Annotated in this window: 10 protein-coding genes and 3 tRNA genes; 1 reads left to right on the forward strand and 12 read right to left on the reverse strand. The window is 60.3% G+C overall.

All coding sequences use genetic code 11. The annotated features are described in order from the left end of the window. Positions 1–20 precede the first annotated feature (20 nt). The 5 genes from oppB to AC1DS5_RS04535 form a co-directional block, all read right to left on the reverse strand. Entirely contained in the window at positions 21–941 is a 921-nt protein-coding gene (oppB, locus tag AC1DS5_RS04515) for an oligopeptide ABC transporter permease OppB (protein WP_477717055.1), read from the reverse strand. 168 nt (positions 942–1,109) lie between these two features. After that, entirely contained in the window at positions 1,110–2,723 is a 1,614-nt protein-coding gene (locus tag AC1DS5_RS04520; protein ID WP_477717056.1) for a peptide ABC transporter substrate-binding protein, read from the reverse strand. Between the two features lie 548 nt (positions 2,724–3,271). After that, a complete protein-coding gene (locus tag AC1DS5_RS04525) occupies positions 3,272–4,750 on the reverse strand; it encodes an efflux transporter outer membrane subunit (protein ID WP_477717057.1) in 1,479 nt (492 codons plus the stop codon). Then, positions 4,743–7,922, reverse strand: a complete 3,180-nt coding sequence (locus tag AC1DS5_RS04530; RefSeq protein WP_477717058.1) for an efflux RND transporter permease subunit — start codon at positions 7,920–7,922, stop codon at positions 4,743–4,745. Before AC1DS5_RS04530 ends, AC1DS5_RS04525 begins: the two co-directional genes overlap by 8 nt. Before the next feature lie 12 nt (positions 7,923–7,934). Next, entirely contained in the window at positions 7,935–9,230 is a 1,296-nt protein-coding gene (locus AC1DS5_RS04535) for an efflux RND transporter periplasmic adaptor subunit (protein ID WP_477717059.1), read from the reverse strand. A gap of 178 nt (positions 9,231–9,408) precedes the next feature. Here AC1DS5_RS04535 and AC1DS5_RS04540 point away from each other — a divergent pair, with 178 nt between their 5' ends. Next, entirely contained in the window at positions 9,409–10,092 is a 684-nt protein-coding gene (locus AC1DS5_RS04540; RefSeq protein WP_477717060.1) for a TetR family transcriptional regulator, read from the forward strand. A 6-nt stretch (positions 10,093–10,098) separates the two neighbouring features. Here AC1DS5_RS04540 and AC1DS5_RS04545 read toward each other — a convergent pair whose 3' ends face one another. The 7 genes from AC1DS5_RS04545 to clpP form a co-directional block, all read right to left on the reverse strand. Then, positions 10,099–10,734, reverse strand: coding sequence for a DUF6806 family protein (locus AC1DS5_RS04545; protein WP_477717061.1), 636 nt, complete (start codon positions 10,732–10,734; stop codon positions 10,099–10,101). Between the two features lie 60 nt (positions 10,735–10,794). After that, positions 10,795–10,886, reverse strand: a tRNA-Leu gene (locus AC1DS5_RS04550). Positions 10,887–10,959: 73 nt separating this feature from the next. Continuing rightward, positions 10,960–11,033 (reverse strand) — tRNA-Cys (locus AC1DS5_RS04555). Positions 11,034–11,145: 112 nt separating this feature from the next. After that, positions 11,146–11,221: transfer RNA gene (locus AC1DS5_RS04560), tRNA-Gly, on the reverse strand. A gap of 74 nt (positions 11,222–11,295) precedes the next feature. Continuing rightward, on the reverse strand, positions 11,296–13,725 hold the full coding sequence (gene lon / locus AC1DS5_RS04565) for an endopeptidase La (RefSeq protein WP_477717062.1): 2,430 nt from the start codon (positions 13,723–13,725) through the stop codon (positions 11,296–11,298). Positions 13,726–13,840: 115 nt separating this feature from the next. Next, on the reverse strand, positions 13,841–15,106 hold the full coding sequence (clpX, locus tag AC1DS5_RS04570) for an ATP-dependent Clp protease ATP-binding subunit ClpX (RefSeq protein WP_477717063.1): 1,266 nt from the start codon (positions 15,104–15,106) through the stop codon (positions 13,841–13,843). A 136-nt stretch (positions 15,107–15,242) separates the two neighbouring features. Then, positions 15,243–15,899 (reverse strand): ATP-dependent Clp endopeptidase proteolytic subunit ClpP, encoded by a 657-nt coding sequence (gene clpP, locus AC1DS5_RS04575; protein WP_477717064.1) that lies wholly within the window; start codon positions 15,897–15,899, stop codon positions 15,243–15,245. Positions 15,900–15,964: the final 65 nt, after the last annotated feature.

Consider the following 15,964-nt stretch of genomic DNA (forward strand, 5'->3'; position numbering starts at 1 on the left):
AGGTAATACGGTCAGTACGGTCAGTACCGGATCTTCGGGTCAAGCAGGGCATAAGCCAGATCGACCAGCAGATTGAACGTCACGGCAATCACCGTCACCAGCACCACCAGGCCCAGCACCAGGGTGTAGTCACGATTGGCGGCGCCGTTCACAATCAGTTTTCCCAGTCCCGGCAGCGAAAACACCGACTCGGTCACGATGGCCGAGGTGATCGATGAAATAGCCAGGGGCCCGATGATGGAGACCACCGGCAAAAGCGCGGGCTTGAAAGCGTGGCGCAGGATGATGGTGCGCATGGGCAGGCCCTTGGCACGCGCCGTGCGGATGAAGTTGCTGTGCAGCACTTCAATCAGGCTGCCGCGCATGACGCGCCCAATGGTGGCGACGTTGATGAAAACCAGCAACATCATCGGCAAGACCATGAACCGCGGCGAGAAATCGTTCCAGCCCCCGGCCGGCGCGACCTTGAGCCAGACGGCAAAAACCAGAATCAGCACGGGGCCAATCACAAACGAGGGAAAGGCGTGCCCGGCATTGCCAAGCAACATCACGAGGTAGTCGACCACACTGTTCTGGCGCAAGGCGGCAATGGTGCCGAGCAGCACCCCCACAAACAAGGCGATCACAATGGCGCCTCCGCCGATCACCGCGGACACCGGCAACGCCTTGGCCACCAACTCGTTGACCGACCAGTCGGCATAGCGAAATGAGGCGCCCAGATCACCGTGCAGCAGGCTGTTGAGGTAGTGCAGGTATTGCTGCCACAGCGGCAAGTCCAGGTGGTATTTAGCCTGCAGATTGGCCAGAACCGCTGCGGACACCTTACGTTCGTCGTCAAACGGCCCACCCGGTGTGGCATGGAGCAGGAGGTAGCAGACGGTGACAACAGCCAGCAAGGTCGGAATCGTCGCCAGGATGCGCCTGAGGGTGTAAGACCACATGAGGAATATCTCCGGTCGATGTCAGTGTGAGAGCGAAAGCGAAAGCGAGAACCGACCACAGCTTGGCCCTGAACGACTCATGGGGCGTCAGGAAACGTCAGAAAAAGCAGGTCACCGATGGGCAGGCATCGTGGTGACGTCTGCCCCATCTTTAGCTCAGCCCGGACATCAATGCTTGATGATGTACAGGTCCTTGGCGCGGTAGCGGTCCAGGGCATTGGTCGTCGAATAACCGCCTACATAGGGCTTGACCAGTCGCGGCACGGTGTACTGCAGCAAGGGAATCATGGGGTAGTCGTCCATGATCATCTTCGCCGCCTGGGTCAGCAATGTCTTGCGCTTGGCGGGGTCCAGCGACTGGTTGCCTTCATCGATCAGCGCGGAGGCCTTGCGGTTGCAGCTGTTGTGGTAGTTTTGGTCCGAATCGCATTGCACCAGCGTCAAAAAGGTGGTCGCGTCGTTGTAGTCTGCAACCCAGCCATTGCGGGCCATCTGATAGTCTTTATCCGTGCGTTTCTTGATCAGGACCTTGAACTCCATCGCTTCCAGTTCAACGTCTACGCCCAGCTTGGTTTTCCACTCGGAGGCCGCAAAAATGGCCATTTTCTTGTGGTAATCGCTGGTGTTGTAGGAAAACTTGATTTTGGTGCCAGGCGCAACGCCAGCGGCCGCCATCAGCTTCTTGGCCTCCTCCACGCGTTTGGCCATGGGCCACTTGGCCCAGTCGTAGGCGGTGACATCCGCACCCGCCGTGCCCTTCACGATCACGCCATAGGCAGGGGTCTGCCCATCGGCCGTCACACGCTGCGCCAGTATGTCGCGGTCAATCACCATGGACAGCGCCTGGCGCATGCGAATGTCCTTGAGGACCGGATCCGCATTGTTCAGGGAGTAATAGCGCAAACCCAGCATGTCCGTGTTGCGAATTTCCTTCGGGTACTGTGCCTTGTACTTGTCAAAAGTACCCGGGGGGAGCTGATACACCCAGTCGTTCTCGCCCGACTCGTACAGCTTGACATCGGCGTTGCCGTCTTCGACCGACAGGTAGGTCATTTTGTTCAGCTGGACATTTTTGGCATCCCAGTAGGTGGGGCTTTTGGCCAGCGTGATCTTGCTGTTGACCTGCCAGTCTTTCAGGACGAAAGCGCCATTGCTCACCATGTTGGCAGGTTTGGTCCAGTCTTTGCCAAACTTTTCCACCGTCGCTTTGTGGACCGGACCCAGCTGGAGGTTGGAAACGACATCAGGCAAAAATCCGACAGGAAAGGGAGTCTTGATTTCCAGCGTGTACGGATCCACGGCCCTGACGCCCAACTCGGTGCCGGGCTTCTTGCCCTCAATGATTTCCTTGGCGTTGAGCAGGAAGATACCGTAGGTGGCGGCATATTTCGAGGCAGTCGCCGGGTCCACAAAGCGCCGCATGCCGTAAACAAAGTCATCTGCGGTCACTGCATCGCCGTTGGACCACCGGGCGTTCTTGCGCAGTTTGAAGACCCAGGTTTTCTCATCGGTCTGCTTCCAGCTCTCCGCGACTGCGGGTACAACCTTGCCGTTCGCATCGGTTGCCGTCAGCCCCTCAAACATGTCACGGATGACGTTATTGGCCGGCACGCCCGACGCCAGCGCGGGGTCCAGGGTTTCGGGCTCAGAGCCATTGTTGCGAACCAGTTCCTGCGTTTCATGCAGCTTCACGCCCGCAGGCACCGTGGCCGCAGAAACCAGGCCAGCGCAGGCCAGCAACACAGCGCCTGCCAGCGCCTTCATCGTTCGATTTGACTTCATGCTTGTAGCACTCCTGAATAAAAAACTGGCGAACTTTTGGCCCGCTGTGCTTCATGGTTCGGCGGGTCTCCAATGGGGAGAGGCCGCGCTTGCGTGTCTTTCGGCTGCGAATATACAGCCGCCCCAACAGCTCCTTCGTAGGGGCTAACCCTTCAGCAAGGACTTCAAGCCCTTTCATCATGGGTTACGCGGCGCGCGCCTTTATCCGCAAAAATTTAATCGCAAAAAGTGTGCCCGAGGTGGCAGCCATCGCCGAGTACCAGCCGTTTGCAAGCACAACCGGATACGGCTGGCGCGCTCAATGCAGCCCTCCTGGCAGAACCCTTGCGCGGTGAAGCGGAAAACACAAAACGCCTTGATGGCTCCGAACCCGGTGGGGCGGGCCGCGCGAAACCGGTCTGGATGGCATTGCAATGTTTGAATAGGCATCCGGCCCATAAATGCCATGCGCAAGATGCTATTCAATTGAGAGCAACTTCGCTCACATTCGCTCACAAATACCTGTGGGCGCGGCGGCAAAATCGCCCTACCCAACGCTCAGGATGTGCTCAGGGCGCTGCGGAGGCTGCCGGCTCTTTCCAGCCACCACCCAGCGTTTTGTAAAGCGTGACCTGGCTCTGAAGCTGGGCCAGGCGGGTCTGCACCACGGCCTGCCGCGCGGCGAACAGCGAGCGCTGGGCATCGAGCAGGTCAAGGTAGCTGGCCACCCCGTTCTGGTAGCGCAGGTCAGCCAGCTTGAAGCGCGTGGCTTCGGCGTTGGCCTGTGCCTGCTGCGCGCGCAACTGCTCGCCCAGCGTGGCGCGGCCTGCCAGCGCATCGGAAACTTCGCGGAAGGCCGTCTGGATCGATTTCTCGTACTGGGCCACGGCGATGTCGCGCCCGGCATTGGCCGAATCCAGCCCCGCACGATTGCGCCCCGCATCAAAAATAGGCAGGAGCAACTGCGGCGCCAGCGTCCAGCCGTAAGAGCCGCTCTTGAAGAGGCCCGAAAGGTGCGAACTGGCGCTGCCGGCGCTGGTCGTGAGCGAAATGCGTGGGAAAAATGCGGCGCGGGCTGCGCCGATATCCGCATTGGCGGCAAGCAGCTGCTGCTCGGCCTGGCGAATGTCGGGGCGGCGGGTCAGCAGGTCGGAGGGCAGTCCGGCAGGCACATCGACCAGCATGGGCGTGTCAGCCAGCCCCTTGCCCGCCGGCGGCGCCACTGCCAACTCGCCCGCGAGGGGCTGGCCCAGCAAAAGCGTCAGGGCATTCTGATCCAGGGCACGCTGGCGGACCAGCTGGGCCAGGGAGACACGGGCCGCTTCCGTCAGCGACTCGGCCTGCCGGAAATCCAGCTCGGACGTCACGCCATTGTCAAAGCGCAGCTTGCTCAGCTTGAAGGATTCTTCGCGCGTCGCCAGCGTTTGCTGCGTGATGGCCAGCAGCTCTTCATCGGCCAGCAGACTGAGGTAGGTGTTGGCCACGGCCGCGATCAGGCTGATCTGGGTGGTCTTGCGGCCCTCTTCAGTCGCCAGGTACTGCGCCAGCGCGGCTTCCTTCAGGCTGGCCACGCGGCCAAAGAAATCGAGCTCATACGACGTCACCAGCAAGCCGGCGGAGTAGGTGCTGGTGATACTGCTGTCGCCGTTGCCATCGGCCTTGGGCTGGCGCGAGCCCGAGAGCCCGGCATTGACGGTCGGAAACTGGTCGGCGCGCCGGATCTGGAACTGGGCCCGGGCCTGCTCGATATTGAGCACCGCAATCCGCAGGTCGCGGTTGTTGCGCAGCGCCGCCTCTATCAGTTGCCTGAGCTTGGGGTCACTGAAAAAACCCTGCCATTCGATGTCGGCCGCCGGCACGGCGGGTGCCGTTGCCACGGCAGGGCTCGCACCGGTGGTCGCCTGGGCCGATTCAGCCATCCAGCTCGAGGCCGGCCACTCTGCGGCAATCGGCGCGGCCGGCCGCTCGTATTTGGGAATCATCGAGCACCCCGCCAGCAGCGCCGCGGCGCCCACCGTCAGGAGTTGGGGGAGCCTGGATTTACGCATGGGCTTTACCTTCATTTCCTTCATCTCCCGAGATGCCTGCCGCTTTGGCATGCTCCGAATAGATCCTGTTTTGCCGCGCACTGCCTTTGAAAAAGCCGCGCACCACGACAAAGAACACCGGGACAAAAATCACCGCGAGCGCCGTGCCGGTCACCATGCCGCCGATCACGGCGGTACCGATGGCACGCTGGCTAGCAGAGCCGGCGCCCGAAGCCAGCACGAGAGGCATCACGCCGAGGCCGAAAGCCAGCGAGGTCATGATGATGGGGCGAAAACGCAGATGGGCCGCGGCCAGCGCCGACTCGATCACGCCCTTGCCCTGCGCCTGAAGGTCTTTCGCAAACTCGATGATCAAAATGGCGTTCTTCGCCGACAGGCCGATGATGGTGATCAGGCCCACCTGAAAGTACACGTCGTTCGAATAGCTGCGCAGCAGGGTCGCCAGCAACACGCCGATCACGCCCAGCGGCACCACCAGAATCACCGCCAGTGGAATGGTCCAGCTCTCGTATAGCGCAGCGAGACACAGGAACACCGCGAGGATCGCGAAGCCATAGAGAAGGGTCGCCTGGGAGCCGGCGAGTTTTTCCTCTCGCGACTGGCCGGTCCACTCATAGCCGAAGCCCTGCGGCAGCTGCGCCGCCAGCTTCTCCATCTCGGCCATCGCGGCGCCGGTGCTGTAGCCCGGTGCGGCGCTGCCGCCGATGCGGATCGCCGGATAGCCGTTGTAGCGCACCGTCTGCATCGCGCCCTTGGCCCAGCGCGTCGTGGCAAATGCCGAGAGCGGCACCGATTGCCCCTTGCTGTTGCTGGCGTTCAGTTTTAGCAGGTCATCGGGCTGCATGCGCGCCGGTGCATCGGCCTGCACCACCACACGCTGCAAGCGCCCCTGGTTCGGGAAGTCGTTCACGTAGCTGGAGCCCAGCGAGGTCGACAACACCGAATTGATCGCGTCGAACGGTACGCCCAGCGCATTGGCCTTGTCCCGGTCAATATCGATCTGCAGTTGCGGCGCGTCTTCCAGGCCATCGGGACGCACCTGCGCGAGGACCGGGCTCTTGGATGCCAGACCCAGCAACTGGTTGCGCGCATTGACGAGCGCCTCATGGCCCGCGCCGCCGCGATCCTGCAAACGGAAGCTGAATCCCGACGCCGTACCCAGTTCGGGAATTGGCGGCGGGCTCAGCGGAAAGATGAACGCATCACGCACACCCATGAGCGCACCGAAGGCCCGTCCCGCAACCGCTCCGGCCGAATGCTGCTCACCCGCGCGCTCTTTCCAGTCCTTGAGCGTCACGAACGCGAGCGCGGCGTTCTGACCCTGGCCGGAGAAGCTGAAACCCAGCACGCCGACCATGCTTTCCACTTCAGGCTGCTTGAGGATGAACGCTTCGACGGTCTGCATCACCGAGAGCGTGCGCTCGTACGTCGCGCCCGGAGGCAGCTGCACATTCACCAGCAGGTTGCCCTGGTCTTCGTTGGGCAAGAACGAGGTGGGCAGGCGCAGGAAGACCACGGCGATCGCGCCGATGATCGCTGCGTAGATCACCAGATAGCGCGCCGCACGCTTGAGGATGCGCGCAACCACGCTTTCATAGCCCTTGGCCGTGCGTGTGAAGCCCCGATTGAACCAGCCGAAGAAACCGGTCTTTTCGTGGTGGTGCCCGGCCTCTACCGGTTTGAGCAGCGTGGCGCAGAGCGCCGGTGTGAGCGACAGCGCCATGAATGCCGAGAAGCCGATTGACGACACCATCACCGCCGAAAACTGCCGATAGATATTGCCGGTCGAGCCCGCGAAGAAGGCCAGCGGCACGAACACGGAGATCAGCACCACGGTCACGCCGATGATGGCGCCGGAGATCTGCTTCATCGCCTTGCGCGTGGCCTCGAGCGGCGGCAGGCCCTCTTCGGTCATGATGCGCTCGACGTTCTCGACCACCACGATCGCATCGTCCACCACGATACCAATCACCAGCACCATGCCGAACATGGTGAGCACGTTGATTGAAAACCCGAGCGCCAGCAGCGTGGCGAAAGTGCCCAGCAGCGAGATCGGCACCACGATGGTCGGGATGATGGTGTAGCGCCAGTTCTGCAGGAACAGAAACATCACCAGGAACACCAGCGCCACCGCCTCGAACAGCGTCTCGGCCACCTGCGAAATCGATATCCTGACGAAGCGCGAGCTGTCGTAGGGGATGTCCCATTTCATGCCCTGCGGGAAGTAGCGCTCAAGCTCGGCCATCTTCGCGCGCACGGCCTTGGCGGATGCGAGCGCATTGCCGCTGGGCGCGAGCTGCACGCCGATACCGACGGCGGGCTGGCCATTAAGACGCGCCGACGTCGCATAGGACTGTCCGCCCAGTTCGATACGTGCCACATCCTTCAGGCGCACCGACGAGCCATCGGGGTTGGCGCGCAGCACGATATTGCCAAACTGCCCGACGTTGGCGAGCTGCCCATTGACCACCACGGTGGCTGCAATGCCCTGGCCTGCCACGTTGGGCCGGTCGCCGATGCTGCCGGCGGCCACCTGGGCATTTTGCGCACGAATCGCTGTATTGACATCGTTCGCCGAAAGGCTGAAGCCCGTCAGCTTGGCCGGGTCGAGCCAGATGCGCATGGCGCGTTCGCTGCCGAACAGCTGGGCCTGCCCAATGCCGGGCAGGCGCTGGAGTTCGGGCACGATGTTGCGCGAGGCATAGTCGCCGAGCGCGACCGGGTCATGCGCCGGGTTGTCGGACGACAGCATGGTGAACAACAGGAAGTTGGCACGCGACTTGTCTACGCGTACGCCCTGCTGCGTCACAGCGGCTGGCAGCCGCGGCGAGGCGCGCGACAGGCGGTTCTGCACGTCCACCTGCGCCAGCTCGGCATTGGTGCCGGGCTGGAAGCTCAGCGTGATGCTGCCGGAACCGTCGGCCTGCGCGACCGACTCCATGTAGATCAGGCCGGGCGAGCCGTTCATTTCACGCTCAATCACCGACAGCACGCTGTCCTCGAGCGTCTGGGCCGACGCGCCGGGGTAGGCCGTATTGATGACGATCGCGGGCGGGGCCACGGGCGGGTACTGGGCAATCGGCAGCTGCGTGATCGACACGCCGCCGACCACCAGGATGAACAAGGCAATCACCCAGGCAAAGATCGGCCGATCAATAAAAAATTTGGCCATGTGCCGGGCTCCTTATTTTGTCGCGGCTGCGGATGCAGCCGATGCCGCCGGTTGGGCAGCGCCCGCCGACGATGCCGCAGCAGCCGGAGCAGAAGCCGCGCCAGCCGGATTGGCACCCGGCGGCTGCCACGGCACAGGCTTGACCAATGCGCCGGGCTGCAGTTTCTGGAAACCATCCACCATGACCTGTTCACCTGTTTTCAGCCCGTCAAGCACCACCCATTGCGAGCCCTTGGCGGAGCCAATCTTGACCGGGCGCGATGCGACTTTTCCAGTGGCATCCACCACCATGACGCTGTCACCCTGCGCCGTACGCGTCACGGCCTGCTGCGGCAAGGTGACGGCATTGGTCGCTTGCGCCTGCTCCAGGCGCACCCGCACATACAGACCCGGCAGCAGCTGGCCGCCCGGATTGGGAACCTCCGCGCGCAAGGTCACCTGGCCCGTGGTGGCATCGACGGTCAGGTCTGAAAACAGCAAGCGGCCGGGACGCGGGTATTCGGTGCCATCTTCCAGCACAATGCGCACGCTGGCCGCATCTTCCCCGCTGGCGCGCTTGAACTGGCCGCTTTCCATGGCCGCACGCAGCTTCATGACCTCGGAGGCGGATTGCGTGAAGTTGACGTACACGGGGTTGATCTGCTGGATCACGGCGAGTTGGGTGGCGTCGCCCTGCCCGACCAGCGCGCCTTCAGTGACCAGCGCGCGGCCTATGCGGCCCGAGATAGGAGCCGTCACCGATGCATAGCCCAGATTGATGCCGGCCGTCTGCACATTGGCCTTGCCTACCGCCACATCGGCTTCGGCCTGTTTTTGCGCCGCCACGGCGTTGGCGTATTCCTGCTTGCTGATCGCATTGGCTTCAACCAGCGGCTTGTAGCGCTCGGCCAGGGCGCTCGCCTGCGCCAGATTGGCTTCAGCGCGCGCCTGGCCGGCTTTGGCACTGGCAGTTGCCGCAGCGTAGGGCGCTGGGTCAATGCTGAACAGCGGCTGACCGGCCTTGACGTCACTGCCTTCCCGAAACAGCCGCTTTTGCAAAATGCCGGCCGCCCGCGCCCGGACCTGCGCGACGCGCGAGGCTTCAAGACGCCCGGGCAACTCGGTCACCAGGCCCACATCGCCCTGGGTTACCGTCACCACACCCACCTGCGCGGGAGGTGGGGTGGCCCCGCCTTGCGCGGTTCCCCCATTGCCGCAACCGGCCAAAAAAACTGAGACCGCAGCAATTAGCGCCAACGGCTGAAGCCCCATAAACGACGAGGGCAGGAAATAAGACTGGGAAGACTGGGCAACGCGGGACGTAGGCATGCTGTTCCTCGGATGTTGGAAAAAGCGCGAAAGTGGCGCAGCGTCGGCGAATAGTGCAGAGCATACGCAAGCACATTCACCGAAAAGGGAAAGGGTAAGGGTTTTTACGAGTGTTATAGTTTACATACATTTATGAATGTATATAGACACCCCGAAAATTGATTTCAGGAGACACCCATTGGCCCGCCGAACCAAAGAAGAGGCACTGGCGACTCGCCACAAGCTGCTTGATGCCGCCGAACACCTGTTTCAGGCGCAGGGCGTGTCGCGCACCAGCCTGCAGGACATCGCCCGGCGCGCCGGCGCCACGCGCGGAGCCATCTACTGGCACTTCAAGGACAAGGCCGACCTCTTCAACGCCATGATGGAGCGGGTGACGCTGCCCATGGAAGAATCTTTCGACCAGGAGGGGGCTGATCAGCAAGAAGCCGCTGACACCAGCGCCAACGCGCTTGACCGCATCCGGCGCGCCACCGTCAACGCTCTCAAGCAGATCGTTAACGACACACAGACCCGTCGGGTTTTTGAAGTGGCGACACAAAAGGTGGAATATGTAGAGGAGCTTCAAGCCGTCCGCCTTCGGCATCTGGCGGTGCGCAACGGGTTCTTGAACCGTTGTGAACAGAGCATTGACCTCGCCTCCCGCCAGACGGCATTGAAGCTTTCGATGCCCGCTTCTGTTGCCGCACAGGGGTTTCACGCCCTGATAGACGGCCTGATACAAAACTGGCTGCTGGACCCGGAGGCTTTTGACCTTCTCGAGGTAGGCCAGAGCGTCATGAACGTCTACCTTGGCGGGCTCGGCTTTAACGGTGGACCATCCCCCGCCACACCAGCAGGGACTGCGCCAACGCCTTCCTAGTGCAAATTAGTGCAAATGCCTGGGCTTGCGCCCGCCGCCCCCGTGGCCCGACCCACCCTGCGGCCCGCCAAGCCCGCGCGGTGGCTTGCCGAGCTGCATGGAATTGACCAGCGCATCGAAGCGCTGCTCGAATAATTTATCAACCGCCGCCACGACCTCGCCCAACTCCGAGGCGTCGAAATGCCGCTCCATGAGGCCTATCATGTCCTGCACGAGCAAATCGCGCTGTACCTGCATGATGGCGGCCGGCGTGGGGCCCACAAAGTACATGGCAAAGTCATCACGCGCCTCGTCATCCTCGGCGCCCTCTTCTTCGTCGAAGTCAGAGTCGTAAAAAGTCACTTCAATGGGCGCCCCCATCTCGGCAAGATCGTTCAACCCCATGCACATTTCGTCGAGCGCCTGGCGAAAATCCTCGTCACCGGGCACGGTCCAGCACATCTGGAGCAGGTGCTTGTGAACATCAAACTGTATGCCGGGCTCCTCCTCGTAGGCACTTGCAGCGCCCGCCGCCAGGGACTTTGAGCCCGCGTACTTCCACAAGGGCTTGAGGGCCTCCTGCAGCTGCTCAAAGGTGACGTCCGCGCGCAAAGGTACTTCGCCGTGAACGTGAATTTCAAATGGTGTGTTGTAGCGGGCCATGGATTTAATCTTACCCAGTTTTCGGGGGCGCAACCGGCACATGGGTGGTTGGCCCGATGGTGGTGCCTGAGACCGGAATCGAACCGGTACGCCCCTGTTAGGGAAGCGGCGGATTTTAAGTCCGCTGTGTCTACCTATTTCACCACTCAGGCCGAAACGTATCGTCGCAGTTCTGTATTGTCAAACAAAAAAGCCCCGTGACGGGGCTCAATGTTGATGACTGGATGGAGGCGCGGGCCGGAGTCGAACCGACCTACTCGGATTTGCAATCCGGTACATAACCGCTTTGTTACCGCGCCGTGTTTCTATCTGATTCACTCAATCGCCAAAGCCCGGAAGCTTTACCGACTATCGATTACCGAATGTCCCAAAGAAAAAGGACAGCATTTTTAAAGTGCTGCCCTTTTGAATTGGAGCGGGAGAAGAGTCTCGAACTCTCGACCTCAACCTTGGCAAGGTTGCGCTCTACCAACTGAGCTACTCCCGCGATAACAGCCTCAAATTATAGCGTAACTTTTCAGGCTTTTCAATAAATCGAAAAAAGTTTGCTTCTGTTTTGCTTCAATGCTTCACTGTGCCTGCAACTTCGGCAGGTGTAGCGACAGCAGCCGCAGCGGCAACAGCGACTTCTTCATCACTCAGCGGAATGGGCTGACGCTCCAGTGCAACCTGCAGCACCTGGTCTATCCACTTCACGGGCACGATGTTCAGGCCGCTTTTTACATTGTCCGGAATTTCCTGCAGATCCTTGGCATTTTCCTCCGGGATCAATACCGTCTTGATGCCACCGCGCAAGGCGGCAAGCAACTTTTCTTTCAGGCCGCCAATGGCGGTCACCTCACCACGCAAAGTGATCTCACCCGTCATCGCGACATCGCCGCGCACCGGAATACCTGTGAGGGCCGACACAAAGGCGGTTGTCATGGCAGCTCCGGCACTCGGCCCGTCCTTGGGCGTCGCACCGTCCGGCACGTGAATATGGATGTCCCGCTTCTCAAACATCTCATCTTTGATACCCAGCACCCTGGAGCGGCTGCGAACCACCGTACGCGCGGCCTCCACCGATTCCTTCATCACGTCGCCCAACAAGCCAGTACGCGTGATCACGCCTTTGCCGGGCATGAGGGCCGCCTCAATCGTCAGCAAATCGCCACCGACTTCCGTCCAGGCCAGGCCAACCACCTGGCCGACCTGATTCTGCTGTTCGGCACGGCCATAGTCGAATTTGCGCACGCCCAGGAAGTCGTTCAGGTTATCCGGTCCGACCACTACTTTGGCCACCATTTTCTTGAGCTGAATGCCCTTGACCACCTTGCGGCAGATTTTGGAGAGCTCCCGCTCCAGCGAACGCACACCGGCCTCCCGCGTGTAGTAACGCACGATGTCGCGTATGGCCTGCTCCTGCACTTCCAGCTCGCCTTCCTTGACGCCATTGTTCTTGAGCTGCTTGGGCAGCAGATAGCGCATTGCAATGCTGGTTTTCTCGTCTTCCGTGTAGCCCGCAAGCCGGATCACTTCCATGCGGTCCAGCAGGGCCGGAGGAATATTCATCGAGTTCGACGTTGCCACAAACATCACGTCGCTCAGGTCGAAATCGACCTCGACGTAATGATCACCGAAAGTGTGGTTTTGTTCGGGATCGAGCACCTCCAGCAAGGCGCTCGACGGATCACCGCGAAAGTCGGTGCCCAGCTTGTCGATCTCATCCAGCAGAAACAGGGGATTGCGGGTACCCGCCTTGGTCAGGCTTTGCAGCACCTTGCCGGGCAAGGCGCCAATATAGGTACGGCGGTGGCCACGAATCTCCGCCTCATCACGCATGCCGCCCAGAGCCATGCGTACGTATTTGCGCCCCGTCGCTTTGGCGATCGACTGGCCCAGAGAAGTCTTGCCCACGCCAGGAGGGCCCACCAGGCAAAGAATCGGGGCCTTGAGCTTGTCAACCCGCTGCTGCACCGCGAGGTATTCCACAATGCGGTCCTTGACTTTTTCAAGGCCATAGTGGTCTTCATTGAGCACATTCTCGGCGTTGACCAGATCGTGTTTGATCTTGGTCTTTTTGCTCCACGGCAAGCCGGTCAGTACATCGATGTAGGTGCGCACCACCGTCGCTTCAGCCGACATGGGAGACATCAGCTTGAGTTTTTTGAGTTCGCTTTCGGCTTTTTTGCGCGCATCCTGCGGCATCTTGGCCGACTTGATCTTCTTCTCGATCTCTTCGATGTCCGCGCCCTCTTCACCCTCACCCAGTTCTTTCTGGATGGCTTTCACCTGCTCATTGAGGTAAAAATCCCGCTGGTTCTTTTCCATCTGGCGCTTGACACGGCCACGGATTTTTTTGTCCACATTGAGGATGTCCACCTCGCGCTCAAGCTGCTCGTAAAGGTTTTCGAGCCGGGACTTGACGTTGTCGAGATCCAGAATGACCTGCTTGGCATCGAGTTTGAGCGGCAGGTGAGCGGCGATCGTATCGGCCAGCCGACCCGCATCGTCGATGCTGGAAATCGAGGTGAGGATTTCCGGCGGAATTTTCTTGTTGAGTTTGACGTAATGATCAAACTGCTGCATCACGGCGCGGCGCAAGGCTTCAATCTCGCTGCCCTTGTCGCCTACCACCACCACGGTGGGCTCAACAGGGGTGATATTGGCCGTGAAGTGCTGTTCGCCTTCCTCGATCTTATTGACCTTGGCGCGCTGCTGCCCCTCTACCAGGACCTTGACAGTGCCATCTGGCAGCTTGAGCAACTGCAGGATCGTGGCCACACAGCCCACCTCGAACATGTCCTCAACCGAGGGCTCATCCTTGGCTGCGGCCTTTTGGGCCACCAGCATGATGCGGCGTTCAGCTTCCATGGCCGATTCAAGCGCCTTGATGCTCTTGGGCCGACCCACAAACAGCGGAATGACCATGTGGGGAAAGACCACCACGTCCCGCAGAGGCAGAAGTGGCAAATCGATGGGTGTGGAAGGCAATGAAGTTTGTCCGGACATATAAAACCTTAAACGTAAGCCGTGGCGACCAGTTTCATGGCCAGGAGTAGCGTAGTCAACCCAGAAGTGGGGCGCAAGAATTGCTTTTCAAGCCTTGCACCCGCCCCTTTCCGGATCAGGCTTTCTTGGCAGTTTCGCGGTACACGAGCAAGGGTGCCTTGTTTTCCTCGATTGTGGACTCGTCCACCACAACCTTGTCGACATTGCTGGCATTGGGCAAGTCAAACATCGTGTCAATCAGTGACTGTTCAAGGATGGAGCGCAGGCCCCGTGCGCCCGTCTTGCGGGCCAGGGCCTTGCGGGCGATGGCCTTGAGCGCGGAAGGCCGGATTTCCAGGTCCACCCCTTCCATGGAAAGCAGCTTGCTGAACTGCTTGACCACCGCATTTTTCGGTTCGGTCAGGATCTGCACGAGGGCATCTTCAGTGAGTTCCGCCAGAGTCGCCACGACCGGCATGCGGCCCACCAGTTCGGGAATCAGGCCGAACTTGATCAGGTCTTCCGGCTCGACCTCCTTGAACGACTCCGTCAGCGAACGGGCCTTTTTGCTTTTCACGGAGGCGCCAAAGCCAATGCCCGAGGCTTCGGTGCGGTTTTCGATGACCTTTTCCAGGCCGGAGAACGCACCCCCACAGATAAACAGGATATTGGTCGTGTCGACCTGCAGGAAGTCCTGGTTGGGATGCTTGCGCCCGCCCTGTGGTGGCACCGATGCCATGGTGCCTTCAATCAGCTTGAGCAAAGCCTGTTGCACCCCCTCGCCCGACACGTCACGGGTAATGGAAGGGTTGTCGGATTTGCGCGATATCTTGTCGATTTCGTCGATGTAGACGATGCCCTGCTGGGCGCGCTCAACCTCGTAATTGCAGCTCTGCAGCAATTTCTGGATGATGTTTTCAACGTCTTCACCGACATAGCCCGCTTCCGTCAGCGTGGTGGCATCGGCCATGACGAAAGGAACGTTGAGCGTACGTGCCAGCGTTTGGGCCAGCAGGGTCTTGCCTGAACCTGTGGGCCCGATCAGCAAAATATTGCTCTTGGTCAGCTCCACATCGTCTTTTTTGGCCTTGTCCTTGTGGCGCAGGCGTTTGTAGTGGTTGTAGACAGCCACAGCCAGCGTACGCTTGGCGGGCTCCTGGCCAATCACATAGCCGTCCAGTGTCGCCTTGATTTCTGCCGGTGTCGGCAAATCGCTGCGCGTCTCGTGGACATCTTCGCCGGCAGGCAATTCGTCACGGATGATCTCGTTGCAAAGATCGATGCACTCGTCACAGATAAAGACCGAGGGACCAGCGATCAGTTTCTTAACTTCGTGCTGACTCTTGCCGCAGAAAGAGCAGTAAAGAGTCTTTTCGCCGGAGGAGCCTTTTTTCTCGGCCATTGGTGGGTTGCCTTTAAGGATGGCTAGAGGAGCTAGAGGAGTTGGAGGAAGTGTTACCTAATGATAACCAATAAAAAACGGCGTTTTCAGTTACAGAAAACGCCGTTGCTGCAGGGCAGCCTGAAGCTTTCCGGATTCAGGGGCGCTTGGAGATCACCTGGTCAACCAGGCCGTACGCCTTGGCGTCTTCCGCAAACAGGAAATAGTCGCGCTCGGTGTCGCGTTCAATTTTCTCGATCGGCTGGCCGGTGTTGTCCGCCAGGATGCGATTGAGCTGGTCGCGCGTTTTCAGAATGTCACGGGCGTGGATTTCAATGTCGGTCGCCTGGCCCTGCGCACCGCCCGAGGGCTGGTGAATCATCACACGCGAATTGGGCAGCGAAAAGCGCTTGCCCTTGGCACCCGCCGACAGGAGAAATGCCCCCATGCTGGCGGCCATGCCCACGCAGAGCGTCGAGACATCCGGCTTGATGAACTGCATGGTGTCGTAAATGGCCATGCCCGCCGTCACCGAACCACCCGGGGAGTTGATGTAGAAGGAAATGTCCTTGTCAGGATTTTCGCTTTCTAGGAACAGCAGCTGCGCCACCACAAGGTTGGCGGTCTGGTCATTGACCGGACCAACCAGGAAAATGACGCGCTCCTTGAGCAGGCGGGAGTAAATATCGTACGAACGCTCGCCACGCCCGGACTGCTCAATCACCATGGGCACCATGCCCAGGCCTTGCACATCCTGCGCGCCGGCTTGCGGGCCACCATAGGCGCCGCCATAAATGCTGTTTGGGACCATCATGTTTTCTCCAGAGATGTTTGTACTGTACCTAAAATAAATTGGGGCCTGTGCCCCCAACTTCAAGT

This window comes from Polaromonas sp. P4_H1, assembly GCF_056400945.1.

What these genes read in the sequence shown, in the direction of transcription:
- clpP (WP_477717064.1), bottom strand. Translation starts at nt 15,899, where the DNA reads ATGATGGTCCCAAACAGCATTTATGGCGGCGCCTATGGTGGCCCGCAA.
- AC1DS5_RS04525 (WP_477717057.1), bottom strand. Translation starts at nt 4,750, where the DNA reads ATGCGTAAATCCAGGCTCCCCCAACTCCTGACGGTGGGCGCCGCGGCG.
- oppB (WP_477717055.1), bottom strand. Translation starts at nt 941, where the DNA reads ATGTGGTCTTACACCCTCAGGCGCATCCTGGCGACGATTCCGACCTTG.
- AC1DS5_RS04520 (WP_477717056.1), bottom strand. Translation starts at nt 2,723, where the DNA reads ATGAAGTCAAATCGAACGATGAAGGCGCTGGCAGGCGCTGTGTTGCTG.
- clpX (WP_477717063.1), bottom strand. Translation starts at nt 15,106, where the DNA reads ATGGCCGAGAAAAAAGGCTCCTCCGGCGAAAAGACTCTTTACTGCTCT.
- AC1DS5_RS04530 (WP_477717058.1), bottom strand. Translation starts at nt 7,922, where the DNA reads ATGGCCAAATTTTTTATTGATCGGCCGATCTTTGCCTGGGTGATTGCC.
- lon (WP_477717062.1), bottom strand. Translation starts at nt 13,725, where the DNA reads ATGTCCGGACAAACTTCATTGCCTTCCACACCCATCGATTTGCCACTT.
- AC1DS5_RS04545 (WP_477717061.1), bottom strand. Translation starts at nt 10,734, where the DNA reads ATGGCCCGCTACAACACACCATTTGAAATTCACGTTCACGGCGAAGTA.
- AC1DS5_RS04535 (WP_477717059.1), bottom strand. Translation starts at nt 9,230, where the DNA reads ATGCCTACGTCCCGCGTTGCCCAGTCTTCCCAGTCTTATTTCCTGCCC.